Source organism: Vibrio sp. MMG023, assembly GCF_021654215.1.
Lineage (GTDB): Bacteria > Pseudomonadota > Gammaproteobacteria > Enterobacterales > Vibrionaceae > Vibrio > Vibrio jasicida.
The window spans coordinates 75485-99156 of record NZ_JAKFZP010000009.1; the positions used below are offsets into that span (position 1 = coordinate 75485).

A 23672-nucleotide genomic window follows, 5' to 3' on the forward strand; every position below is an offset into this window, starting at 1 on the left:
GGCGTTTATCTTGCTCTCTCCTTATAAGCAACTCAAGCCATATCGACAAGCTATGTGATTTTTGTATGTGTTTCAGGGATGAATCACGGAAATAGTCAGTCTCGTAGCTCTGTATCGTGTCATTAGTTCTGATATGCCAAACTAATATTAACAGTGTATAAATGTTTATTTACTCTAAGAAGAAAAGGGGCAAAGACGTGTTTGCCGAGATTGTCGTCAGCACGTCTTTGGACAAAAATGGTTTAGATTATTTACTTAAATTAGCCAAGCACGAATAACTTCAAGTAATGCAAATTAACTTATTGTCAAAAATTATAGAATGGAGAATCAACTTCTTTGCTTAGCAATCGGGCAAATGCTTGCGATCATTTAAGTGAATCCATACACCTTTCGTTCATCATTAGCAATTCATTATAAAAATAAGGTCTTAGCTTTTCCTTTAACCGTTTTATTTCCTGCTCTCTCTTTTCGGGTGGGACATCTACTCCATGATGTATTAGTGCCGAGTCTATCGCGTTACATTCAATAGTCCTCTTTGGATTTGGGGAGGTGTTTTTAGGATTTTTACATACGGCATTGTATGCTTTGGTAAACCCTTTCAAACTCACTTTGTAAGCGTCCCAACCGCTAAGAGCTTTACCTGAAGCATTTAGAGTATTACCTGCTTTCATCTGCCTAATTACACTAGTAGTTAGGCGCGATGAATACATGCGGTCATCATTAACGAGGTCAGATCCAAACTGATATGTTGAATACCGACCTGATTGTTTTAAAACATCGTTATTATCCACTTTTAATGCAACTTCTGCATTAAAAGAAAAGGAGTCAAAATGGTGGGAGTCTTTTATGCCAAAGCTAATTTCATCACAAGTGAACACAAAGCTGCGCTTAGTAAAAAACATATATTGTTTCTTGGATTGATCAAACGGGTCATCTTGCTTGTAAAATGCAGTGAAGCCATTACCAAGAGGTTCAAACTCTATGGCACTTACTGGTAAGGAAAATAAGCATAGCAACACTAGAAATCTCGTCATTCCTTTAAACCTTTGATATTTTTCAAAAATAGTGAACCCTAAATTATATGAGCTATAGTTTTCTCACAGTTTGTTGACCACCACAGGTCGTATAGTCATTTTACTTGATAGACACTCTTCAAATCTAAGCCCAACTAACATCTGTGGAGTAAAATCAACTCTAAACTGACTGTATTCCATGATCATCGTAAGGATTGTCAGATGCAGTATCATTCCAAGCTTTTTCTAGATCGGGTAGGTCATACTCTCCATTTTCCCAATGAGAAACCCCTTCTAGAGCTTCCATAAATCGGTCTAATCTTTCATTGTAATATTTAGCTTTGGACAGTTCGCTGTTTTTAAATTCTATAAACTTACTGATTGTAAAAGTTTTATCGCTATTCATGCTTTACTTTCCTACTTGCACATAAGTATATTGACTCATACTAATTGCATTAGGATTATTAAGTCAAAATGTAACATCTATAACTGTGAAATCAGCTACTCTGGCAAGCTTTGGGGCAGAACCTTGTTATAGCGACCACATCCAAAGAAGGAAACTGCTCCTCCTAAACTTGTCAATATTCAGCCTGAATAATGACATTCTGCAGGCCATATAAATCAACCCAAATCGTTTTGCTTCCGCTCCAAGGTGTCAATTAAACCTTGCTCACATGCCAGTCCAATCGCAGAAAAGCGGTACAAAGCCTTTTCCGCCGGTGATATATGCAAACAATCACTACGCCAGCAGAAATGGCATATTCCACTGGGCCACTGGCTCTAAACCGACCACCAAATAAATGAAATCGTCTGTCACTCCCCTCGCCCAATTCGATAGCAAAGGCATGGTTGCACGCAAACGCGTGAAGGGCCAAAACTTCTCTTACGAGTTCGGGCGCTTGTCGAAAGAAATGCAAGATAAGTTAGATGCAGCAATCGCTAAGGTTCTAGAAGAGAAATAGTCTTTTGTAGTAGCACTAGTAAGTTGGTTAGCGGGTCCGTTATCCAACTGATATGGACGCTTTAAGTAAAAAATCATTTAGATTTGCTATCGAGACCATCACAGATTTTTTTAGGACCGACTCACAAAGTTTGCGATAATATCTCATTTAATCAGAAAGTTATAAATCCATTATTTATCTAATTGAAGCTCCCCCTTCATTATTAAGCCTACCAAATGAAACTAGAACATTTGTTAAACAACCTGCTCGAAACGTACAATACTCATCCAATCTCAAGTATGTTTGAGTTCGTGGAATCCAAGATAGAACCAGATGAGAAACAGGCGGGTATTCTCGTAAAGAAACCCAATGTCCACAATATCTGGGGATTTTACATTTCGAAAAAAAACGATGATGTTACATTTCGAATTCTACATAGCGCTAGCGTTAACAAAGATATCGTTAATAGTTTGAACGGCATGACGAAAGCAATGAAGTACTGGTCAAACTACAAAGGAGACACATCGGAAATACTCACAGAACTTGCGAATCAATTAGGTCGCTACCAATTGAAAAAGAATCAGGATAAAGTGAATGCTAAACGAACTAGCGGCGATCTAGAGTTCGTATGGGATGACATGTGCAAACAAAGTACATCAGGTAAGGTGTATGCATGGAAAGAAGTAAAAGCCATTGCTAATCGTTCTGATACACCGTTATACGCGGAGTTATCTCAGCCAGGTATATACTTGCAACGCTCTCAAGATGGAACCGTTCGCTATGTTGGTGCTGCTTATAGTGACGGTGGTATTTTAAGTCGTTGGCTCACCCATGTTCGAAAGCTAGGTGATGCAAAACATTTAAATGAGTACGTGATGGATCAAGGTTATGGTAATTTTATATTTACCGTTCTTGAGTTCACAGGTGATGGTGATGTTCTTGCAGCAGAAAAGAAGTGGAAAGATATTCTAGGAACCGTAAATCATGGAGAATATGACGGAATTCGTTTAAATAAAAAATAAGAAATATATAGCTTTTGGGCGAAAAGTAATAAGGCTCTTTCTTGTTAAAAAGGAAACGGTGTTCCCCTACACTTGTCAATATTCGGCCTGAATATTGACAGCTTAGCAAGCCTCAGTTCGATACCAATCTCCATCAATTCCACAAAAGCTCACTCTTCCGGTAATGTGCATTTTTAGAGAAACCTTTTGGTCACCTTTTGCAAAAAATTTAAGAAGTTCACTATTGCTTTCACCATCAAATGTCGAATGATCAAGTGAAGGCCATCCACTTACAGGATCAATTTCAATAACATTTTGTGGATACGTTTGCTCTAACGTTAAGCCATCGAAGACTCGGCCATGCAACGTATAGATTACGTTTGTTGTGCAGTCGGTGATAACATCTGACAACGACAGTGCGATGCAGCGTTCGTCGGAGTTTAAATTGGCCAACTCTCTAAAGTGAATGTAGATAGGAGCGTTCCTAAACACCGCTTCACTTTTTCCCATGATAACAAACCCCATCAGTTCGTCTTGAGCAGTATTCATTCGACTACTTTCAAACAAGCTAGAAAAGCTTGGCGCCGCAAATATTAATAAGACACTCAGAACACAAATTGTTATGAGTAACTCAATCAGGGTAAAGCCTTTGTTCAACACTTTATTCAAAATTCTTTCCTTTTTTCCAACTATCGTTGTCAGTATTCAGCCTGAATAATGACATTCTGCAGGTCATTTAAATCAATCTAAATCGGTTGGTATTCCACTCTAAAGCATCGTTCAAGCCTTGCTCATACATGCCAGCCCAATAGTAAAAGAAGGGCACAAATCCCTGCCCGCTCGTGATATGAGAAGGAGCCATGCAAATAATCACTACGCCAGCAGAGATGGCATATTCAACAGGATCGCTAGTTCTAAACCGGCCTCCAAATAGATGAAATCGTCTGTCACTATATGGGGAAAAGGCACCCCGATACAGTCATTGCGTCGGTGAGTATGTGGCTAACGCCTCCCCAGACAAAGGCCATCCCAATACCTTGATAATCCCAAACCAAAGTAAAAACCAAGACCACTATCAACCAGTGGGTAAAGATGTGGGTCGGTCTGCGATGTTTAATGTTGCGCCCGAGTTCTTTGACCAAAACTCCATCCCTACTCCGACAGGATACGAACTCATCAAAGCAATGAAAGAGTAAGCAAATAGCTTGCGTACGACCCATAATAAAAATGTAACTGCGTTGTTTGTCATCTCAAAATTGTATCACCTGCATGGAGTAATAAAGTGGGCAAGTAACATTGGTTAAATCCGCGCAGCACGAAAAATTTTTAGCCGAAGGTAAGGGGTAAATAATTTGATGGGGTTGATGAAAAACGATCGGGGTAGGGGGGCGAGAATAACGACCGTATTTTTCGCGCACAAAGGGTCTATGACGGGGCTGGGTGATGTCATGTTAAAGCGTTAACATCAACCCTGCTTTCCATCAAAGATAAAGAGTATGTTGGTTCTTCTTCGTGATGTTTTATCAGGTGCGCACTTTCTGTGACAGATTAGTTAGGCCAGGGCCTAGTCACACGGCTGCAGGTCGAGGTGTTACTATCACCCGCTTCCTGTTCTGGTTTGTGTAACGACTTAACCAACCTAACAGACAGGCATATCACCATAAAACCTGTTTATTGATTGTTCATACCATTGACCAATCACGTCCCCCGCAGACGACATCACGTTGTCACTTACTCTTTTTGCAACCAAGCAAGCTTGGTTCCCTCCCACTTATTTCATGCCGCTAGCGTTTTTCATCAGCAACGACAAAGAGAGTAAGTTCCTCTGCTTTAAAACTTCTTGTTAGCAATCCTCCCAAAAAATTCAAACGCAAGAAGGTATAACGAGATTTGAACGTGCTACAGGTTCAGAAAAGAGTATCCGATCAAGGTTTTGATCTTTGATCATGATGTTCATATCAATTACATATCGAATAAATGACATCATTTAGGTAATCAGACTTCCACTACACCTAAAATATGTCATAATTACCTAGATTGTGTTATTTGAAGGAATCGTGGTATGAGTGATGAAGAGTACTTTTACCCAGTCGTAAGTGATAACTTACCGAAACATATAAAGAAAGGTCATCAACTGGTATTTAGCCGCCAGGATCTCTCTGCTCGAGAAGCAGATATGTTTGCATTGATGATCGCACATATGAAAGCGAACGATTGGGAGCGCAGTACCCCTCATTATGAGTTCACGTCACATCAGCTATCTGAGTGGTTAGGTGTAGAATCTAAGCATATCGGGAGTAATTTAAGCCCAGTAGCCAACCGTCTTGCGAGCCGAAAAATCGGTATAAAAATAGAGACCGGTAAAAGGGATATTGAATTCGATTACCGCCCGCTTTTCAAACACATAGCATACAAAAATGGCACCTTGACCATGGTGCCCAATGATATGCTCAAATCTGAGTACATCGAGTACAACCAGGGCTTTGCTCTCATTAACACTCGCAATTTCTTTGATGTAAAAAAAGAATATTCAAAACGCCTCTACGAATTGCTCAGCCGATTTAAAGACAAAGGCTTTGAAATGCATCAACAGAAGCTTGACGAGTTAAAAGGGGTCTTTGGACTACTCGATGAGGCCGGTAAACTCAAGAAAGATAAAAGCTCATTCAAAAATAATAGTGTGTTCATGAAACGTTGCATTCGTGAGAGCATCAAAGAGCTTACTGAACACCCTCAAATCCGAAAAGAGCTGCTGTTCTTGGAAGGAGAAAATGGGGAGAAGGGTTTTGAGGTAATCAAAAAAGGCCGAACCATCACCGGTATCAAGTTCCTGTTCCGCTGGATAAAGCTTGGCACGATTGAAGAGATGAACCAACACGATGCGTTAAAAACAATTCGAGAGCTAGAGCTAAAACGCCTACAAGACAAGGTAAAACTGACAGAGGCCGAACTTGAAGCGTTGGCCATTGCTTACCGCTATGTCGGCAAAGAGCAGCATGCTCTGAAGGTAGAAGAAAGTCTCTCTAAACGGCACTTAAACCGAGAGCCAGAAGTTGATAATGGCCATCAAAGCGAGATTGACTCGCTCCTAGATAAAATCGATACCTTATCGGAGATTAGTGATAACCCTGATTACTAGATGACACATATTAGGTGATACAACTCCATTACTGACAAAAATCAGGTCTCCGGCTGTAATAAGTGACACATTTTAGGTGTTTTAGATGATGTGAGACCTAAAATGTGTCGCATTAGAAGATACCTAATCAAGATTACAGTGAATAAAGGGAGGGGATACCTGATATTCGTTATTTTAGCCTGTAACTTACCTAAAATATGTCATCTATAAACCTTAAATACGATCATCAACACCTAAATTGTGTCAGGCTTCTACCTAGTAGATGATCATCAAAACCTAAAAAAAGATCATTAACACCTGAATAGTGTTATCTATACACCTAAAAAGTGATCGGGACGAGCATTTAAGTTCTGTTTATTCAGTGACTTACAACACCTATAGATCTTATAGTTTTCATAGTGTTTATAGTTTTAAATAGAAGATATAGATCTTTATAGCTAATGTGGATAACTGGAAAATCAAAGATTTACACAGTTACCCTCATTAGAAACAGTTTCATTTCTTTCTTTTTGTTCTTTTCTAACTATCACAATCTAGGTGATGGATATCAAAAATAAGGTCAAGGCTTGTTATAAGTACTTCATCATTTAGATGAGGATTTGATCAATGCCACAATACGCTTACCTTCAAGTTTCTTCAGATAGCCAAGATGTAGCAAACCAGAAACATGGTGTCTACGAGTATTGCAATCGTGTCGGGATAGTTAACTTGTGCTTTATCAAAGATGTCGTCACAAGTAGAAAGAAATGACATGAACGTAAACTAGGTGAACTCATTGATGGAATGGAGGTTGATGACTGATCTTCGCGGAGGTTAGTTGAATTACTGTCGGGACACAATAATGTTTGATCGGTTTTGCACTTAAAACTGGTAGAACTGGCCATTTTTGAAGCTAAAGTTTGATCACTTTTAAGCTCATTTTTGGACAGAAATCATTTAGGGTCGATGGTCTAAATAACCCTCAATTCATTACTTTATGTATTCTGAACCAGCCAAGCCCACACTACATGTGAAAATCAGTAATGAATAAATACTAATAGGCAAGGTTCTATGTTTTGCCTTATTCTATTTAAGCTGCATCCCCCCTTCAGACAACAGTTCCGATATTTCCCCTCTACAGACGACGTAAAAAATAGCGCATTCTAGCATTGAGGCTATCTCTTTTACTCAAAGAATCAACTCTTTGATTCAATATGAGTCGGACTGACATCTATTCCAACACGACATGATGATCACGACTCGCATTACAAGCCAGCGTTACGCTGCGTGCTATTAACTCCCCTAAAGAGTCTAATTGTAAGGGCTTTGTTATTACTCCATTGGCACCAGCGTCCACGAATGCTATGGCTGTATCTTTGGTAACATCAGCGGTACATCCAAGAATAATACCCTGAAAAGCATGCTCATTTCGTATTAATTTTGTCGCTTCTATGCCCCCCATTTGTGGCATTTGATGATCCATCAAGATTACGTCAAAAGAACATTCGCGCACCCTTTTAACAGCTTCTATACCATTAGATGCAATATAGGTAGTAAACCCTAACTTTTGACACAATCGTTGAGCAACAAGCTGATTAACACGGTTATCCTCAACGATAAGGACTGACTTACCGGAAAAGTCTTTTTCGCCTGAGAGCGTTCTTTGATCTCGGAGGGTGGTTACTCTTGGGCTTATCACCTTTGCCACAAAGCAGCTTCCTGAACCTAACTCACTTGTAACAGTAATATCCCCCCCCATTGATAAGCATATTTTTTTCACGATGGATAAACCTAACCCTGTACCTCCAAAATCGTGCATCGTTCTAACATCTGCTTGTTCGAACGCATTAAAAATGCCTTTTAAACGATGGGATGGTATGCCAATTCCGGTATCAGATACCTGAATACAAAGCTCATTTTTATCACTTTCATATTTTAAAACAACCTTAACCTGTCCATCAGAGGTGAACTTGATGGCATTACCCACTAAATTGTAAATAACTTGACGTATACGAGTTTTATCACCGACTAAAATTAGATCTTCAGGCAAGCTATTGGTGTCGAATATAAGCTGAAGTTTTTTTTCAGAAGCCTGTGGTTGAAAAGAATTTTTTATAGGGACCAATAGTTTGCTTAGTTCAAATTCTTCCTGAACAAAAACTAAACTTCCTTGTTCTAGATTTGAAAAATCAAGAATTTCGTTTATGACCACCATTAGGTGTTCACCTGACTCCAATAGCGTATCTAAGTGCGTCTGAATACTTGGATCTTTATTATCCGATATGAGTAACTGTGTCATTCCTATAACACCATTCATTGGAGTTCTTATCTCATGACTCATTGTTGCTAAAAACATAGACTTAGCTAAGTTGGCTTCCTCGGCCTTATTTACAGCTACCTGTAATGCTAGCTTGGTCTTCTTCAACTCTATAATGTAATGATTGAGATAAAGAAAAACGGCAGAGAATATTAAAATAATGAATAGTATTAAAGTATAGACGGCTGCTTTACTGGTTAAGAAGATGTTATCCATCAAACGTTCATGAACATGTTCCGCTGCTTCATCCATCTCTTCTGAAAACACCTGCCTCTCTAATTCGATTAATGAAACCTCTGGTACTATCTGTTGTTTTGCTTTAAGCATTTTATCAAGCAATACCAACTGTTTATCCGCAGTTTTTACGTACTCCTCAACTACAGAAGGGAGGGGGGGGCCTACCCAAATCATTTGAGGAAATCTAACGTTAATGTCGTTGCTAGCTTCTTTTAAAGTGTTTAACTCAGAGGTTAGCTTTTGTATTTCAGAAAGTAGTTTATTAATCTTGTGGTCACCATCTTCTCTCTGAGTTAAATGTATATAGCTTCTCATGTGGACAAGGCTTGCGGAATGGGCAACGATTGAGCTTTCTGTGGCCTCTAGAAGGGAGTTTTGAGTTTTAAATGAAAAGAAAAAACTGAGAGTTATGCCTATTGCTAGCGCAATTAAAGCTTCCATAACATTGAACTTTTGTGAGTATTTATAATTCACTTGAGTCCTCCAGATGAAATTCATGGATAACAGGTATAAAGCTTTCTTTTTCAATATAATAAAAAAAGCAAGCAACCATCAATAACCAAACAATTAATGTTACCCATACCAATACGTTTGTTTTATTCACCTTCCAGCACCTCTTTTTCTCATATGCATAAAGTTTAGAAGAGGATAGCTTTAGTGGCTACTCAAGTTTCATGACATAAGTCACCGGAGATAAAATGCTATATATGAGATACTTAGTTTAAAAAAGGGTAAAAAACCTAAAAGAGGTACAGCGAAAAGTTGAAGTTTAAAAATTGCTCCAACTACGCAGTAACACATCTCGGAGCACAAATGTTTAAAATAGTTGGAGTAATTCGCTTTTTCCCGAAGCGACCTTACCGATATAGAAAATCATTTTTGCTGCATAAGTCTTGTTGTCGGTACATGAGCATGATTTGGGTAAATTCCGGTTGTCTACGAACGTGCATGTTATAACCGAAAGTGATAATGGGGCAGAAATGAGATAACTCGTGTCTAGCTAATTACGGCTTTAAAGCCCAATAGTGATCAAACTTTATTGTATCTGGACAATCTTTATTAGAATCGATCAAACTATTTTGTCATCTGACATTTACACGTTCTACACTCCAGGTTCTTGAAGTATGCATGGCCAAGGGCAAAAGAGGCTTTAGCTGCAAGAAAAAAAGCCGGTGTTACTCTTGGTAGACCTAAAGGTGAAGCAGAAAAGCTTAAGCTCGACCCCAAAAGGGATCAAATTGATAAATATCTAGGTATGGGACTTGGGATTCGCCCTACTGCAAAGCTTATTGATGAAGCCCCAGGTACATTACGAGATTACATCAAGCACAGAGGCTTAAGAGCTATAACTGTCGCTGAAAGTGCTTAGCCGGTGACATGTTACGCCCTAAGACTGCAGCAATAACAATGTGGTCAGGTTTTCTGATGTAATAAATCACATGATGCTTTAACGGAAAGCGGCAGTAACCGGTTCCTAGTTCCGGCATGTCAATGCCAATCAACTCATTGCTCGCTAACAACGCCATTGATTGTTTTAGCTCTCCAAAATAATTGCTCCACTGTGCGCCTCCCCAGTTTTCAAGCGTGTAACGGCGAATGTCGATTAGGTCCGTTTGTGCTGCGGGAGAAAGTTTGTATTGTGTCATTAGTCAAACTTGCCTGAATCTAATTCGCTCAAGAAGCTTTCGCCATCCACCAAATCTCCATTCACGATGTCTCGTTCCGCTTGTTCAAAACGTGATTTCACCATCGCCATCTTCAAGGCTTCAAGTTGCTCGTATTCTTCACATGACATGACAACTGCCACAGGTGAACCATTTTTACTGATTTGTACAGGTTCTCGCTGTACTTTCATCAATAAGTCACCAAATTTAGTTTTTGCAGTGTTTGCGGTTAATGATTGCATTGTGTGCTCCTTTTTTGTTTATTATATACGAATCGTTCGATTCATACGAATCATTTGAAGCGAATGAAATGGAACACTGTTCAGAAAGGTGTACTTTCGGGACACCCATAGAAAGGATCTTAATTACCGTTCATTATGTCCTGTTGAAATAAACTGTGCATGTACATTATAATTATGGTAACTAAATGGACAATTTAAGGCGCTAAACCATGCTCATTGGTTATGCAAGGGTCAGCTCAAGCGATCAGTCACTTGATATCCAGATCGAACAACTCAAACAGATCGGTTGTGAAAAAATTTTTCAAGAGAATGCTAGCGGAAAAGATGCGGAGCGGGATCAGCTGAACGCTATGCTCGAATTTTCTCGTGAGGGCGACACCATTCACGTTATGAAAGTGGACCGTTTGGCGCGTAATACCATTGATGCTCTGCAAATTGCGGATGCATTAGCGAAAAAAGGGGCAGGGTTGGTCTTCCACGATCTCGGGAATGTCGATATCAATAGCGATGTCGGTCGAGTGGTTTATACCACCATTTCCGCATTCGCAGAAATGGAAAGAAAACGCATCTTACAGCGCTGTAATGAAGGCAGGGAAAGAGCTAAAGCAGAAGGGAGGCACCTCGGCCGATTTCCTAATAAGACCTTACATACGCAAATACAAAAGCTCTGGGAGCTGGGAATGAACAAGCATGCGATCAGCAAGGAGCTTGGGTGCAGTCGGACGACTGTTTATAAAGTGTTGGAGTGATTGGACTTTTGTAATGTGCTGATTTTCCGAAGCTGATTTCTGTCCAAAAACGTCACAATCTGAATTTTCACCAAGAATGAGCGATAAGCCACTCTAAAGGGCGTTTTTCCGGCTAGTTGATAAAAAAGCCGCTATCGAGCGGCCTTTTGTTTTCTGAATGTTATTTGTGGATTAAGCAATAATCAACCAACATAGATTGTAGGTCTTGCCTATCTCGTACCAACGCGAGAGCTGCGGCGGTGTCAATATGCTCATGATATTCATAGAGCAACTTGAAACCATCAAAGCTGAATTGGCGAATATTGTATACGCCAAGAGTCGTTAACTCGTGGCAAGGAGGGTACATTTCTGGATTGTTAGTAATGTTACTCTCAAACTTCTCTACAAGGGTTTCAATCCTCTCGACCACTACATCCTCTTCACTCCAGAGTGATAGGTAGTTGATTTGGTCGTCTGTCATATTTTCAAATGCTTCGGTGTATACAATATTGGTGCTCATTAAGTCCCTCTTATTTGGATTTTCGAGCCGCCAATCTCTCCTTAAATTTGTCTGAACTGGTTGTTCGTCCAGCAGTCATATCTTCACGTCCAAAACTGACCAGCTTCATCAAAGCAATAGCCTGATCGCGTCTTTGGCGCTCTTCATATGACTCCACAACATAAATCGGCTTGCCGTTTTGTGTGATGGTCATTGCATCATCTAAAGGAAGATCAGCAGCGTGTTTTTTCAAAAAGCTTACTGTCTCTGTACGCATGTTAGGTTTTTCCTTACACCTCTTTCGAGGCTCTCTGTCATTGCAGGTATTAGTGAGGATACCTCACTTAATGGTCAATATACGTGCAAATTAGCTATAGGTCAAATTTGGCCTAAATTTAGATTGTTGTACTTTGTTGTTTCTAGGACACTAGACTTCAACTCTAGCGGTAATTCTCAAAATGATCGCTTTTCTACTCTCCAATCCCTTAGGACTTTTTATTAAGCAAAAGAAGCTCAACGTCTATAAAAACGGTATTTTCAAAATAGCTAACAAAGGTTGGGAAGTTATTGCTGCCCTCAAGGTAATCGTTGTGAGTGTCTGAGATGTAGCCCTTTAGATAAGCAATGACATTGTCACTGTAAAGAAAGTCATCAGTGGTAACGTCGATATCTTCTGTAATCGCCCAAAGGCGAAGGATTCTATCGTTGATAGTGATGGATGTGCGCTTTTGTGTTTGCGGGTGTAAATATGAAATCTTCATAGTTAGCTCCTTGGTTTAAGTTAATACTAACTCAAGAAAGATGGTTGAGTCAATATTGACTCAATATTTAAAAGCTCAAAGAGTGATTTATACTTTTGAGGCTGTATCAAGAAAGTATGTTGTTATTAGTGGGAGGTGAGGCTAGTATGTATTAAAGATACTTTCGTGATACGGGTGAACTATGTTTTTAAGTCACGGTGTAAATGAACAAGGCGATCTAGTGAGTATTCACGAAGTGAGTGCTGGCCGCGTCCCGTTAAGTTGTCCGTTCTGTGGACAAGGCTTGATTGCCAAGAAAGGGTCACAAAAGGAACATCATTTTGCTCATGACGGCCAAACTTGCGCTGATGCTAAAGCAATATTGCAGATGACAGCCTTACCTTTGTTTGATGTGGATATGGGTCTTTCAAAGACCGAGATTACTTTGCTTGAAAAGCTATCTCGATGGCGTTCTTTTAGTCGAACTTGGTTATCGTCGAAGCAAAGAGCTGTGTTCGATGAACTGGTCGTTTCAGGACTCGTTGAGTTTCAAGAAGGGGACGACAGACCAAGACTCTCAAAGAGTGCTAAACAGTTGCTTACTCTCAATTCTAGCGCGGGGCGATACTTGTCCATGCCTGATTATTCAGAGCTCCAAGAGGCGCTATTTGTAGCGAAGGAAAAGCAGTTGATCGCACATGATGTAGCTCATGACACTCAAACCGCTAAATTTTTCCGACTTCGCCTAGCGACTATTCTGCAACAACATCTGTATGTATTGCGGATCAGATTGGAGCAAGATGGGGTTTGTTACCCGCTGATCAAAGTCGGAATGACAACTCGAAGCATAGAAGAGCGAACGCCGGAGATCTGCCGTGATTTAGAGAAGTTTGGTCGCATACAGAATATTGAAGCGCTTGGGTTCTTTCATCACTTCGGAAGCCTAGAAAAGCGTTTGTTGAAGTTGATGCAACCACAACAACATAAACTAGGCTCTCTAACTGAATACAGTGACCAATTAAGTATTCCTCCACACTTACTAAACGAAGATATTCGCAACCTTGGTAAACGCAAGGTGAATGGTCACGAATGCTCTGTTACGTACCGCCATCACCAGAGAAAGGTTCGAGGCGGTCAGCGTCGTTCTCAGTTACTCAATGATCAGCACTTGGGTCGGCCAAGCAAAAAAGCAGATACTTTACTGGAAGATTACCCCGATGTGGTCAGGGCTCATGAGAACGGGCTATCGCTTCGGAAAGCGAGCGCGGAAACTGGTCGTGCGGTTAATACTATTCGAAAGGTCTATGACGTTCTCAAAGCTAAGGATTTGAGTTTATGAGCAAGTGCAGACATTGCTAGTTCGAATTTGGACAGAAACGTGTGAGTGACTTTGTAAATTTAACAAAAGGCAAGACCTGACCCCGTTAGTTCTTCATAATCTTGATATTACAAGCGATTTAAAGAATAGATGACATGAGTAACATTGATGATAAAAAGATAATCAGTTGGATTAAAAACCAAGAATTTTCGAAGCTAACTTTTCTCGATAACTGCTGGCAGTCCGATGAGAATGAATGGTATCTAGGTTTTTATTACTTTATCCAATATCTAAAGCAAGAATGCTTAGATGATGTTATTGCCGAAGTAACTTCACGACACAGTGATGAGTCGTCCGTCTACTGCTACCTTGGGGATACCGCCAATAAGATTTACAGCTCATTCAATGAACAGCACATTCCTGCATGCTTCTATCGATATGCTATAAAACTAAATCCAAATAACGCTCACGCTCATTGGGGGCTTTTTATCACGGATGGTGATACGAATTCATGCATCACATCTTTAAAACTCGATTATGAAAACAATGAGTTTGAGAAACTGGGCCGCACAATCGATAACCTGTTCTACCGCACAAAACACTTCTCAAACTTTAATCTTCAAGACTGGCAGTTTATCAAATCTTTAACTCAAGACAGCAAAGTTACTTGCAGGAGAGATATGCTTGTTTTTGCACTTTTCTATCTTGATGAAGTTGAGGATTGCTTAGCCCTAATAGAATCAATGGAGAGAGTAAGCGTTGAAATCATTGAGGCGTGTTTCAATCGCAACTTAATCAGTAAAGAGTTTGCGCTAAGCAAGCTTAGTTACTGGCAGGTCGATCAGTTCTTGGGTGACGACCACAAAGCAATTTACCAAGCTTATGTTAAAGAATCAGAGAAAGGCGAAGCTAACCCAACTAGAAGGGTTCTAATACAAAAAGCCTTTCTGGCGGGTGAATATAAAGACGTCGTTACTTATTATGAAGAAGCCCCTACTGACGATCTACATAACCGACTCGATATAAACGTATGCCTGTATTACTTGCTAGCGTTGTCATACCTAAAGCAACCAGTGAACAAGCAAATTTTGGAGTTTATTAATAACAAGGCAGATACCTTGCGTGATGAATCTAAAATTCTATATCAAGCTGTTAGATGTAAACATAAAATAGATGAGTTAGAGCGACTATTCCAAAAAGAAACACACTTCAATGATACGATTGAGAGATGGGGAATACATCAAGAAGTGATTGAAGCGTTTGACTCCCCCAACCTAATCAAACACCAAACCTATGAGCATTTGAGTAGTGAGTTAGAGTCATTAACAACCAAGTGGAACGATGCATACTACGATACACAGCTAGCAGAGATGAAAGTCAAGTTATCTAATGGAGATATGAGTAGTGACGACTTCCTACGTCTATATCACTTAGGCATAGAGTGCAATGAATTTGATTTCGTCATAGAAAATGTCACTAAGTTTCATGCTGCTAGTCAACCAACCATGTCATCGTATAATTGTATTGGCGTCTGTCATGAACGCAAAAAAGAACTTCGTCATGCTTTCGGATACTACAAGCTTGCGATAGAGCTGATGCGCTCATCAAAAGACTACAATCACATTATCATTGGTAATTACATTAGCTGTGCGGAAAGATTGCCTGACGTAGAAATAGCAGAAGAAGAGTATATCGAATTGCGACACTGGTTTAATGCTGACTTAGTCAACCAGTTCAAATGGCACACCTTTACAGCAAAATCAGGCCGACTTTTTAAGTATTCTCCTTTTAACATCAATAGCATTGATGCACTTACAAACCAATACTTCTATTTAGCGTCAAAAAAACAGTTAAATGACCCTATTGAACTACCAACACTAAGTAAGCTTGATTCGAATAGCCTCATAGATACCAACTATCGCATCTGCTCGCTCTCAAGCAACAATAATTCTATGTTGATGTGGTCTCATTACGCCCAAGAGCATCAAGGCATAATGGTCGAATATTGGTTTGGCGGGGAATTTCCTTGCGGCGTTGGCATAGAAAAAGTGAGCTATGTAGATGAATCTAAAAGAAACTTAGAAAAAGATTTAGTTCCTTTTAATCAGTACCTTCTAACTAAAAACAATGACTGGGCTTACGAAGATGAAGTTAGAATATTCACTAATGTTAAAGAAAAAATCAACTTCGAGAGCTTTGAGTACCCGAATGCCGACCGTACCAAAATTAACGCTCGAATCTGTAGTATTACGCTAGGGTGCGATTTCCCTGACGATAAGAAAAAACTTATCGCAAATATAACTAATACTATAAATTCCAATAGAGAAAGCCATGTGCCCAAAGTAACTTTGCGAGAAGCGTTTATCTCGCAAGATAACTGTTTCGCATTAGAGTATAGGGATATCGATATCTCTATACTCTAATGGTGAGCGGTGAGGTCTGGTCTTGCTTTTGGCGTATATTAAAACTGGAAAATTATCTGAAATAACAGTTCGACCGATAGCAAATTGTTTTATTGAGGATGGTATTGAGTGAATGTATCCATAGGCTTGGTGAGTAGAAATACGTCCTTGTGTGGGGGCGTCTTTTTGTTTGTTATTTGCGTTAATACGTTCTTTTTTATAGTGAAAGTGATGGTTTGCGCTTCAAGGAGTAACCAGTATAAAAATGCGGTTATATGATAAGCACTTGACCTTATAGGAGAAGTGCTCATCTATGGATGACGATGATATTGAAAAGAAGAAGATAACAACGAGTAGCGGTGGAGGTTATAAGCCTCTTCTCGATGATGAGGTTAGCCCCAAAACACGAACGCTTGGAGACACAATAAAGGAGATAGCTGAACGACAGCACTTAGCACGCAAGGCAGAACTGACTTACACAAAAGAAGATTATGCTCGTTGGGAGCGAAATCGAGAGCGTATGCTCGCAGAGCGCAAAACGGAAGTACCAACGTTTGATCTTGATGAGGTGCTAGCGAACCCTGAACTCGATGCTATAAAACCGACCAATATCGATCCTGCATCGATGCTTGCTAATGATATTGAGTCTTTAGCTAAAGAGGGGAAAGCATTTATTACTAACCCTACGTTGGCTGGAGCTGCATCAATGGCTGTTGTTGCTATTCCGGGTAAGTATGCAGATAAGTTATTTGAAAAAAGTGACTTTTTTAAGAGTTACGAATTTAATGCTCCGTCAGGGATTAAACAAAATGTTTATCAGCAAGAGATAGATTGGGGGTTGGGTGTTAACACTAGGAATGGAGTAAAAACCAATTTAGAATTAGCATCTGAGGGGCGTTCACCATTTGTAATCAAAGATGGTAAATATTCTCAGATAAACTTGCACCATTCTAAACAAAACTCGAAAGGCTCCCTTTTTGAACTGTCAGCTAAAACACACCAACAGTATTATGGTACTAACAGTTTGCATCCGTACCTTCCGAACAAACACCCAATAAATCCCGTAGATAGAGGTAGCTTTGACTTAGACAGAGAAGCTTACTGGATAGAACGAGCAAACAACGAGATGAAAAAGAGATAGGCTATGTTAGATTCAAAAGTAATCAATTACTTAAAAGATAAAGAACAATGGTTTGAAGATGTCACTGCGTCTTATGAGCAAGCTTTGAGTTCAGTTGGCTTGGATTTGGATAGTGATATCGCTCAGTTTTATTTACATGCAGAGGATGGGGCTACTTTTTATAGTAAGAAGCAAGAAATATATCAAATTTGCTGGTTTGTCATTAATTCTGACTATCTTGATCTTCTTTCTTCAGTTAGAAATACTTACGAATTGTCAGAAGACTACATTCCGTTGAATGATCTTTCAAATGGCACCTACTTTTATAATAAAAAAGACCAAAGTGTTATTTTTCTTGAAGCTGGTGATGTTTTTTCTGCATTTAAAGAGGGACATTTTCTGCATAAATGGAATGACTTTAATCAATTTATACTGTGGTTCTTTGAGCTAGATTGAGCTCAATATACTGAGCATAGCCCTACGACTTAACCTAATAGGTGCGAGCATGCAATTTGCGACATCTGATGGCATCCGAAACTGAGCTTTACGTACAGATCCTTTTTGAACGTCAAAAATTAAGCTAAATGAATTGTGTGGATGTTGTATTTTGTGGCTTCGCGCCCACGCTCCCCAGTAGTGATCACAATGGTAAATAGAAATATGTTGGAGGTGCTGAAGCTCCAAAATGAAAAAGAACATCAGATGTTCGGTGTTGGTTTTTTCGTTCCCTCTGCAAATGACGCAGATGTTGAACAATGCAAAAGAAAAGTTGAAAAGCTGTTCAATCTGAAGCTAGATAGTGATTACCTTTCGATCCTAAAGGAAACAAACGGCTTCTCATGTAATGGCTTTAACTTATATGGGAGTGAACAAAAAAATGAACCATATTTTTTGGATGGCATTATCGATGCGAATTTGGAATTTTGGGAAGAAGAGTCGTTAAGGAAGTACTTCGCGTATAGTGAAGAATCAACGACTAGGATAGCGTTCAACCTTGATAACAAGACGTTTGTTATTGTTGATAGTGTGTCGTGGGATGAGCTTTATAGTTTCGCTACCTTTTTTGAAGCATTGAGTTTTAATCTAGAAGATAGCTGTATCTTTTAACCAAAGACGTCCTTCGGGCGTTTTTTGCTTAACGACTATTATTTGCCAGCAATTAAGATTACGCGAAAGAAAATATATGAAATCGCTGACCAAATGACATGGGTTACGGTTGGTGAAGAACAGAAATTTTGGAAGTGTGTAGCAAATGCATCGTTATAGTTTTCTATTGATTATGGGGTTGGCCTTATCCGGCTGCGCGTCCGATACGACCGGAAAAGCGGCTAATGATTGGATTGCCCAAAAAGAGCAGTGCATAGAGCAGGAGGAACAAACCCAAGCTTTATTTCCTCGCAATGAGTGGTTCGATTCGCTCACTAAACAGCAGAAGATTGATGTTGTGCTGTATATCTATAACTTGAAGCATCAGGCATGTACTGAAAAAGAATCATTAGAGCTTGAGCGCTCACTAAACAATGCTGGATATAAAGAATTAGAAAAGCATTTTACTGTACTAGGAGCGTTCGATTGGCCTGATGAAAGCGCTTTAGACGGTATCGATATCGAACAAGTAAACAAACTTTCTGAGCAAGTAGGGCTCTTTAACTTAGGTACTGTTGGCGAGCAGTTGAAGTTTCGTGAATAGGTTTAGCTAAGCCCTCTCACTGTTTCCCAATCTACAAATATGCGTCCCTTATACCTCAGTGCAGGGTAGGGGATGCTAAAGAATACTAGCTCATTACATTTGGTGCATCGATGTGGCAATTGGTTATGAGTTGAGCGTTCTCCGTCTGGATCGTATCGATAGAAACCTTGACCACATTTACAGGGATATTCTACCCGTTCTATGCCGTTTACTTCATGGTAGTGGCGTTTTTCTGAAGTCTTACTCATCACTTTTTCATTTCTAGTTTTCTCTATTTTGTATTCTTACAGACAAAGTCTATTTACACAAAACATTGGGCGTTCTCGCTGTCGCTCGGTTCATTCCGTCACTGCGTTCCTCCCACGATAACTAGCCTCAAAACGAAAATGGTCTTTGCACCAGATTCGTTCCTCACTTGGTGCCATCCCTCTTTCTGTTCGGCTTAGTTCCTGTGAACAATCACCCAACGCAAAAGCATTTCACTGCCTTCAATTAAGTTCGAGTAAGGGTGACTTTGTCGGCGTCGATAATCCTTTTCGACTCGCATCATTTGATGGGCTCGCAAGCTGTTTAACCGTCTCTCACCACGCCTTGTTTGCAAGGGAAGTGCACGCGATATCCCTAGAGCAACAAGTTGCTAAGGGCTACTCGCCCCTTGTCAAAGCGCAGCGATGGAGAGAGGCCGGACAGCCAAGCGGCTCCATAAAAGTGATACTCAAACAGCAAGGAAAATCTTATGACGCGACAAAACTCAACCCTAACTCTCTCTAAATCTCACTCAGCGACCAACGTTTCGACGTTGGAGCACGAAAGCTCACCAAAAAATGATAGCTCTTGGTGTTTACTGGAGCGTTTATCGAATCATCTTGACCCGTCAAAGGTGGTCAGTGTGGTGTTACGTGGTGAACATTTTGGCTCATGGGAGACGCCGATTGAGCAACGTGAAGCCGGTTTTATGTTGATGGCCATAGATGTGTCTGGCAATGAAAAACACGTTAAGAACTTCCTGCCATCGCAACTTTCTGTTTCTGCAATCAAACAAGAGTGTGGCGAGATTGCTAAAGCGCTCAGTGCCACTTTGATTGATACCACCATCAACTTCAACTTAGAAGCGAGGGATTAAGCATGACACATCTATCAAACAACACCGCAGGTTCAGTGGTGCTTCACAAGCAAGTGAAGGCAATGCGTCAGTCAGTAAAAGGTGCAGTTGCATCGAATGCGCCAATCGTCTCACCACAACGCCTAGAAATGACGGAGCGTTTAAACCACTTGAAGATGTTCAGTCGTGGTAAGAGTCCAGAGCAGTTGAGTGATGTAGCAGAGTTGAAAGATCAAGGACTACAAGAGGCGATTAAAGCTCAGTGCCCTGATATTGGTCAGCGAGTCTTTCAGCGTCACGACATTTACGAGTTTTTGTTAGAGCTAGATGGTCACATTGAGCTAGGTGAGTGGCGTCTACGTGAAAACGCGGAGGAAGTGATTGTGTATGCCTCTTACGGTTCAGTGTTCCCTGGTTTGCGCTTTCAAAAGCGTGGTGAGGCTTTTTACTGCACAGGCTTCAACTTCGATATTCGTCTAGCGTCGTAAGGGAATGATATGAAAAACAAAATTATTCCAGTGACTTACGACGCTTATGGCCGAATGCAGTATCACCCAGACTATCACCCCAATCATGGGTTGCCTTGGAAGACGATAGATCAAAGTTACCTGATTGAACGTTACGAACTGGATGGACCGGAACAAGTGAGTTTCGCATTAGGCAGAACCATTCACACGATTATGGAAAAAGCCTGCGAACTGCGAAAGCTTGGCTTAATGCCTAGGCCAGTCAAATTAAAACACCACCGTCGCATTCAGCGCTCAAAAGGAGAATAACCATGAAAGCACCGATTTATTTTGTAGCGCTGTCAGAGCTAACAGGTCGTGACTTTAAGAAGCAAGCGGTTATCACACCTAAGCGTCGTTTTGATTTCTATGACGATGATAATGGCAAGAAATGCAACGTTCACAATTGGTCAAGTAAGCATCAAGTGCATATCTACTATTGTTTGAACTACTCCAATGTGGACGGTAAGCCTTTGTACTTCGTTGAAACCTATTCCATGTGGGGAGATTGGCTGTGCAATGAGTCGTATCGAACCATTAAAGCCAAGAAAGAAGCTTGGCACGGCCAGCTTTAAAGGTGAGCACCATGATTGAACCCAAAATGCATAGCTCTCAAGCAATTGCAGAGATAAACAGCGTACTCAAAGCCAAGAGTAACGTGAACTTAGCTTTTTGTATCTGCGATAACCAGAAGCTTAACCGCGTTATCAAAGCGTATCGATATGGTGATATTTCACTCGATAGTGCGGCAGAACAAGCGCTTACGACGGTCAAACAAAGTGAACGTGGCCAACTTTAATTAATCCCCTCATTTTATTATCGAAAAGGAAATTTGTTATGTCTGAATACTGTTTTGAAATCCCTGCTGTACGTGGCATCCAAGCTGGACGTGAGTTTTTTACCATCAATGCACCGTTTGGTGTGTTGAAGCGCCTTGTGGCATTCGATACGGGCAACGTATTGGCTCGCTCTCAACGTGACGTTAACCCAATACGCGCTAAGAAAATTTCGCAGTACATTCGAGATAACTACGATAGTTATGTGTTGACGTCACTCAGTGGTGTAATCAACGAACGTCCAGAGTTCATCGAGTCCGAGCACGCCAATGTTGGCTTGCTCAAAGTGAATATGGATAGCGAAATCTTACTTTTTGATGGACAACACCGAACGACGGCGATCATCGATGCCATTAATCACGATGTTAATTTTAGAGCCGACAATATCCCCTTGATGCTGTTTGTAGATATGACTTTAGAAGAGCGTCAACAAGCCTTCTCCGACATTAACGGCCACACAGTGAAGCCAAGTACCAGTATTAGCGACACGTACAACCAGCGAGACGACTTACCAAAGCTTGTGGTTGAAATGGCAAAGGAACTTGCCGTGTTTGTAGACTTGGTGGACTTTGAGCGTAACGTTATTGGTAAAAACAGTGATTACCTATTTCCTGTCAAAATCCTTAAAGATGCTACTGCTCGATTGATTGGTGTTAAAGCCAATGCCAAGTTAACCGATGAACAGCGCGACATCGCCCGAGAGTTTTGGCAAGCGTGTGCCAAGCCGTTACTGTGGCACGCATTCCGCAATTGGGAAGATTCTGCCGATGAGTTTCGTGCCGGTTATATCTCTTCGCATGGTGTGTTCTTGAATGCTCTTGGCGTAGTTGGTCAATGTTTGCTAGCGCAATATGGCAACGTGGATAAGCTGGCCGATTTATCAACATTGAATATTCGCCGTGACAGCGATGAATTTGTTGGGCGCTGCATCGATGAAGTCACCGGCAATATGCTGACTAATGCCACCGCGATTAAACTGACGGCCATCAGGATACTTTGTCATGTGGGTTGTCCTGTTGATCCAGAGTTGCAGTCATTAGAGCGCCAATACTTCCCTGATACTGAGTTCCCTTTGGTATCTGAGAGTGCATCAAGTGAAGATACTCCACTGAATGAAGTCTTTGAAAGTTCCGAGGAAGCGCGTTGTGTACATACTTATGCTGATATGGTTCGCACCAAATGGACTGAGCTGACAGAGCCGCAAATCGAAAACCTTTGTGATCAGTATGAGGTTGTTGTGAGTGGTTTGGGTTTAACGTTAGAAGAGGCGAAACCAAGCGTTCAAGTAATGGTTAACAGCATTCGCAAACCATCTACAGTGTTGCGAACTATCCGATCAAACTTCAACAAGGCTACAGCGGCATAAGATTGATTGAATAAATTAAAGGCAGCTTGGCTGCCTTTCTGGTTAGGTTCAGTCTTTGAATAAATCTATTATGTAGATCAATCCCTTGACACATAAATTTGGATTTAATTTCAATGTCGTAATGACAGACTTTAATACCTTGCTACATAAGGATTTGGAGCTTTCAAAAAGCATAATAGTCACCTTTGAGGTTCAATAATGTGTTTGCCAATCGGGTGACTGCTGTTCTATAGTCTCTCTTGTTAGGTATCGACAAGATACAAGTAGTCACTTTCGAGTAGTTGGCGCTACTCTAGATTGGCTTCGATTTTAAGCCCCACCTTTTGGTGGGGTTTTTCGTTTCTATAACCAGAAACGAGTCAGTGTAAAAAATACTCACACTGTAGACTGCTTTGATACAACAACCTTGCTGTGCCTAGCGTCGCGGAATATAAGATAGTGTGAATGATTTGATAATACAAGGCACAGGTTTGGGGTGCCTTGTGGATAACTAACAAAATAAAAAAAATCAGTAAGTGGACACTAACTGATGGATAAAGATGATACCGTACGAGAGAAAATTGCGTTTTTCAGATCGGTTCGTAAATAACCGTATATAAAAAGATTTTTCTTGATCTTTGACTAGTTTTACCCATGAACTCATAAGCTTGAGCGTTCTCGCTGCGCTCGGTTCATTCCGTCGTTTCACTCCTCCCACGATAACTAACCTCAAAACGAAATCGGTCTTTGCACCAGGTTCGTTCCTCACTTGGTGCCATCCCTCTTTCTGTTCGGCTTAGTTCCTGTGAACAATCACCCAACGCAAAAGCATTCCTATGGCAGTGCCATAGTT

Annotated in this window: 25 protein-coding genes and 2 pseudogenes; 17 read left to right on the forward strand and 10 right to left on the reverse strand. The window is 40.5% G+C overall.

Annotated features, from left to right (window positions below):
* Window positions 1-365: 365 nt before the first annotated feature.
* Window positions 366-1034, reverse strand: coding sequence for a hypothetical protein (locus tag L1076_RS23575; RefSeq protein ID WP_101905933.1), 669 nt, complete (start codon window positions 1032-1034; stop codon window positions 366-368).
* 160 nt (window positions 1035-1194) lie between these two features.
* Window positions 1195-1419 (reverse strand): hypothetical protein, encoded by a 225-nt coding sequence (locus L1076_RS23580; RefSeq protein ID WP_049874914.1) that lies wholly within the window; start codon window positions 1417-1419, stop codon window positions 1195-1197.
* Window positions 1420-1816: 397 nt separating this feature from the next.
* Here L1076_RS23580 and L1076_RS23585 point away from each other — a divergent pair.
* Window positions 1817-1975 (forward strand): annotated as a pseudogene (locus tag L1076_RS23585) (ParB family protein); the annotation flags it as partial.
* Window positions 1976-2190: 215 nt separating this feature from the next.
* Entirely contained in the window at window positions 2191-2976 is a 786-nt protein-coding gene (locus L1076_RS23590; RefSeq protein WP_237304598.1) for a hypothetical protein, read from the forward strand.
* A 102-nt stretch (window positions 2977-3078) separates the two neighbouring features.
* Here L1076_RS23590 and L1076_RS23595 read toward each other — a convergent pair whose 3' ends face one another.
* The gene (locus L1076_RS23595) at window positions 3079-3615 is read right to left on the reverse strand and encodes a prepilin-type N-terminal cleavage/methylation domain-containing protein (RefSeq protein WP_237304616.1); all 537 of its coding nucleotides are present in this window, start codon (window positions 3613-3615) and stop codon (window positions 3079-3081) included.
* A 290-nt stretch (window positions 3616-3905) separates the two neighbouring features.
* Window positions 3906-4175, reverse strand: a complete 270-nt coding sequence (locus L1076_RS23600) for a metal-dependent hydrolase (protein WP_237304599.1) — start codon at window positions 4173-4175, stop codon at window positions 3906-3908.
* 842 nt (window positions 4176-5017) lie between these two features.
* On the opposite strand from L1076_RS23600, the gene L1076_RS23605 reads away from it, so the two are divergent.
* The gene (locus L1076_RS23605) at window positions 5018-6094 is read left to right on the forward strand and encodes a replication initiation protein (RefSeq protein ID WP_237304600.1); all 1077 of its coding nucleotides are present in this window, start codon (window positions 5018-5020) and stop codon (window positions 6092-6094) included.
* Between the two features lie 1210 nt (window positions 6095-7304).
* On the opposite strand, the gene L1076_RS23610 is transcribed toward L1076_RS23605, so the two are convergent.
* Window positions 7305-9125, reverse strand: a complete 1821-nt coding sequence (locus L1076_RS23610; protein WP_239032807.1) for an ATP-binding protein — start codon at window positions 9123-9125, stop codon at window positions 7305-7307.
* Between the two features lie 643 nt (window positions 9126-9768).
* On the opposite strand from L1076_RS23610, the pseudogene L1076_RS23615 reads away from it, so the two are divergent.
* A pseudogene (locus tag L1076_RS23615) lies at window positions 9769-9996 on the forward strand (resolvase); the annotation flags it as partial.
* On the opposite strand, the gene L1076_RS23620 reads toward L1076_RS23615, so the two are convergent.
* Both L1076_RS23620 and L1076_RS23625 read right to left on the reverse strand, forming a co-directional pair.
* Entirely contained in the window at window positions 9971-10273 is a 303-nt protein-coding gene (locus L1076_RS23620; protein ID WP_102387046.1) for a type II toxin-antitoxin system RelE/ParE family toxin, read from the reverse strand. The pseudogene L1076_RS23615 and the gene L1076_RS23620 overlap by 26 nt on opposite strands.
* Window positions 10273-10533 (reverse strand): type II toxin-antitoxin system Phd/YefM family antitoxin, encoded by a 261-nt coding sequence (locus L1076_RS23625; RefSeq protein WP_102387045.1) that lies wholly within the window; start codon window positions 10531-10533, stop codon window positions 10273-10275. Before L1076_RS23625 ends, L1076_RS23620 begins: the two co-directional genes overlap by 1 nt.
* A gap of 209 nt (window positions 10534-10742) precedes the next feature.
* Between L1076_RS23625 and L1076_RS23630 the strand changes: the two genes are divergently transcribed.
* Window positions 10743-11282: a recombinase family protein gene (locus tag L1076_RS23630; protein ID WP_237304602.1), complete on the forward strand. Its 540-nt coding sequence runs from the start codon at window positions 10743-10745 to the stop codon at window positions 11280-11282.
* Window positions 11283-11442: 160 nt separating this feature from the next.
* Here L1076_RS23630 and L1076_RS23635 read toward each other — a convergent pair whose 3' ends face one another.
* The 3 genes from L1076_RS23635 to L1076_RS23645 all read right to left on the reverse strand — a co-directional run bounded on the left by L1076_RS23635 (window position 11443) and on the right by L1076_RS23645 (window position 12521).
* Window positions 11443-11781: a type II toxin-antitoxin system RelE/ParE family toxin gene (locus tag L1076_RS23635; RefSeq protein WP_102387042.1), complete on the reverse strand. Its 339-nt coding sequence runs from the start codon at window positions 11779-11781 to the stop codon at window positions 11443-11445.
* Window positions 11782-11791: 10 nt separating this feature from the next.
* Window positions 11792-12037 (reverse strand): prevent-host-death protein, encoded by a 246-nt coding sequence (locus L1076_RS23640; protein WP_021018379.1) that lies wholly within the window; start codon window positions 12035-12037, stop codon window positions 11792-11794.
* 208 nt (window positions 12038-12245) lie between these two features.
* Entirely contained in the window at window positions 12246-12521 is a 276-nt protein-coding gene (locus tag L1076_RS23645; RefSeq protein ID WP_237304603.1) for a hypothetical protein, read from the reverse strand.
* 181 nt (window positions 12522-12702) lie between these two features.
* Between L1076_RS23645 and L1076_RS23650 the strand changes: the two genes are divergently transcribed.
* The 12 genes from L1076_RS23650 to L1076_RS23705 all read left to right on the forward strand — a co-directional run bounded on the left by L1076_RS23650 (window position 12703) and on the right by L1076_RS23705 (window position 22840).
* Window positions 12703-13839 carry a hypothetical protein gene (locus tag L1076_RS23650; protein ID WP_237304604.1) on the forward strand — a complete coding sequence of 379 codons (1137 nt, stop codon included), beginning with the start codon at window positions 12703-12705 and terminating at the stop codon, window positions 13837-13839.
* A 134-nt stretch (window positions 13840-13973) separates the two neighbouring features.
* On the forward strand, window positions 13974-16241 hold the full coding sequence (locus L1076_RS23655) for a DUF2971 domain-containing protein (RefSeq protein WP_237304605.1): 2268 nt from the start codon (window positions 13974-13976) through the stop codon (window positions 16239-16241).
* 292 nt (window positions 16242-16533) lie between these two features.
* Window positions 16534-17361: an HNH/ENDO VII family nuclease gene (locus tag L1076_RS23660; RefSeq protein ID WP_237304606.1), complete on the forward strand. Its 828-nt coding sequence runs from the start codon at window positions 16534-16536 to the stop codon at window positions 17359-17361.
* Window positions 17362-17364: 3 nt separating this feature from the next.
* Window positions 17365-17796 (forward strand): hypothetical protein, encoded by a 432-nt coding sequence (locus L1076_RS23665; RefSeq protein WP_104029868.1) that lies wholly within the window; start codon window positions 17365-17367, stop codon window positions 17794-17796.
* Between the two features lie 141 nt (window positions 17797-17937).
* A complete protein-coding gene (locus L1076_RS23670) occupies window positions 17938-18447 on the forward strand; it encodes a YrhA family protein (RefSeq protein ID WP_237304607.1) in 510 nt (169 codons plus the stop codon).
* A gap of 145 nt (window positions 18448-18592) precedes the next feature.
* The gene (locus L1076_RS23675; protein ID WP_237304608.1) at window positions 18593-19030 is read left to right on the forward strand and encodes a hypothetical protein; all 438 of its coding nucleotides are present in this window, start codon (window positions 18593-18595) and stop codon (window positions 19028-19030) included.
* 736 nt (window positions 19031-19766) lie between these two features.
* On the forward strand, window positions 19767-20153 hold the full coding sequence (locus tag L1076_RS23680; RefSeq protein ID WP_061010244.1) for a hypothetical protein: 387 nt from the start codon (window positions 19767-19769) through the stop codon (window positions 20151-20153).
* Between the two features lie 2 nt (window positions 20154-20155).
* Window positions 20156-20620, forward strand: coding sequence for a hypothetical protein (locus L1076_RS23685; protein WP_237304609.1), 465 nt, complete (start codon window positions 20156-20158; stop codon window positions 20618-20620).
* Window positions 20621-20629: 9 nt separating this feature from the next.
* Complete coding sequence (locus tag L1076_RS23690; RefSeq protein ID WP_237304610.1) at window positions 20630-20908, forward strand: hypothetical protein; 279 nt, start codon at window positions 20630-20632, stop codon at window positions 20906-20908.
* Between the two features lie 2 nt (window positions 20909-20910).
* Window positions 20911-21213, forward strand: a complete 303-nt coding sequence (locus L1076_RS23695) for a hypothetical protein (RefSeq protein WP_237304611.1) — start codon at window positions 20911-20913, stop codon at window positions 21211-21213.
* Window positions 21214-21224: 11 nt separating this feature from the next.
* Window positions 21225-21437 (forward strand): hypothetical protein, encoded by a 213-nt coding sequence (locus L1076_RS23700; protein WP_237304612.1) that lies wholly within the window; start codon window positions 21225-21227, stop codon window positions 21435-21437.
* A gap of 38 nt (window positions 21438-21475) precedes the next feature.
* A complete protein-coding gene (locus L1076_RS23705) occupies window positions 21476-22840 on the forward strand; it encodes a DNA sulfur modification protein DndB (RefSeq protein ID WP_237304613.1) in 1365 nt (454 codons plus the stop codon).
* The last annotated feature ends 832 nt before the right edge of the window (window positions 22841-23672 follow it).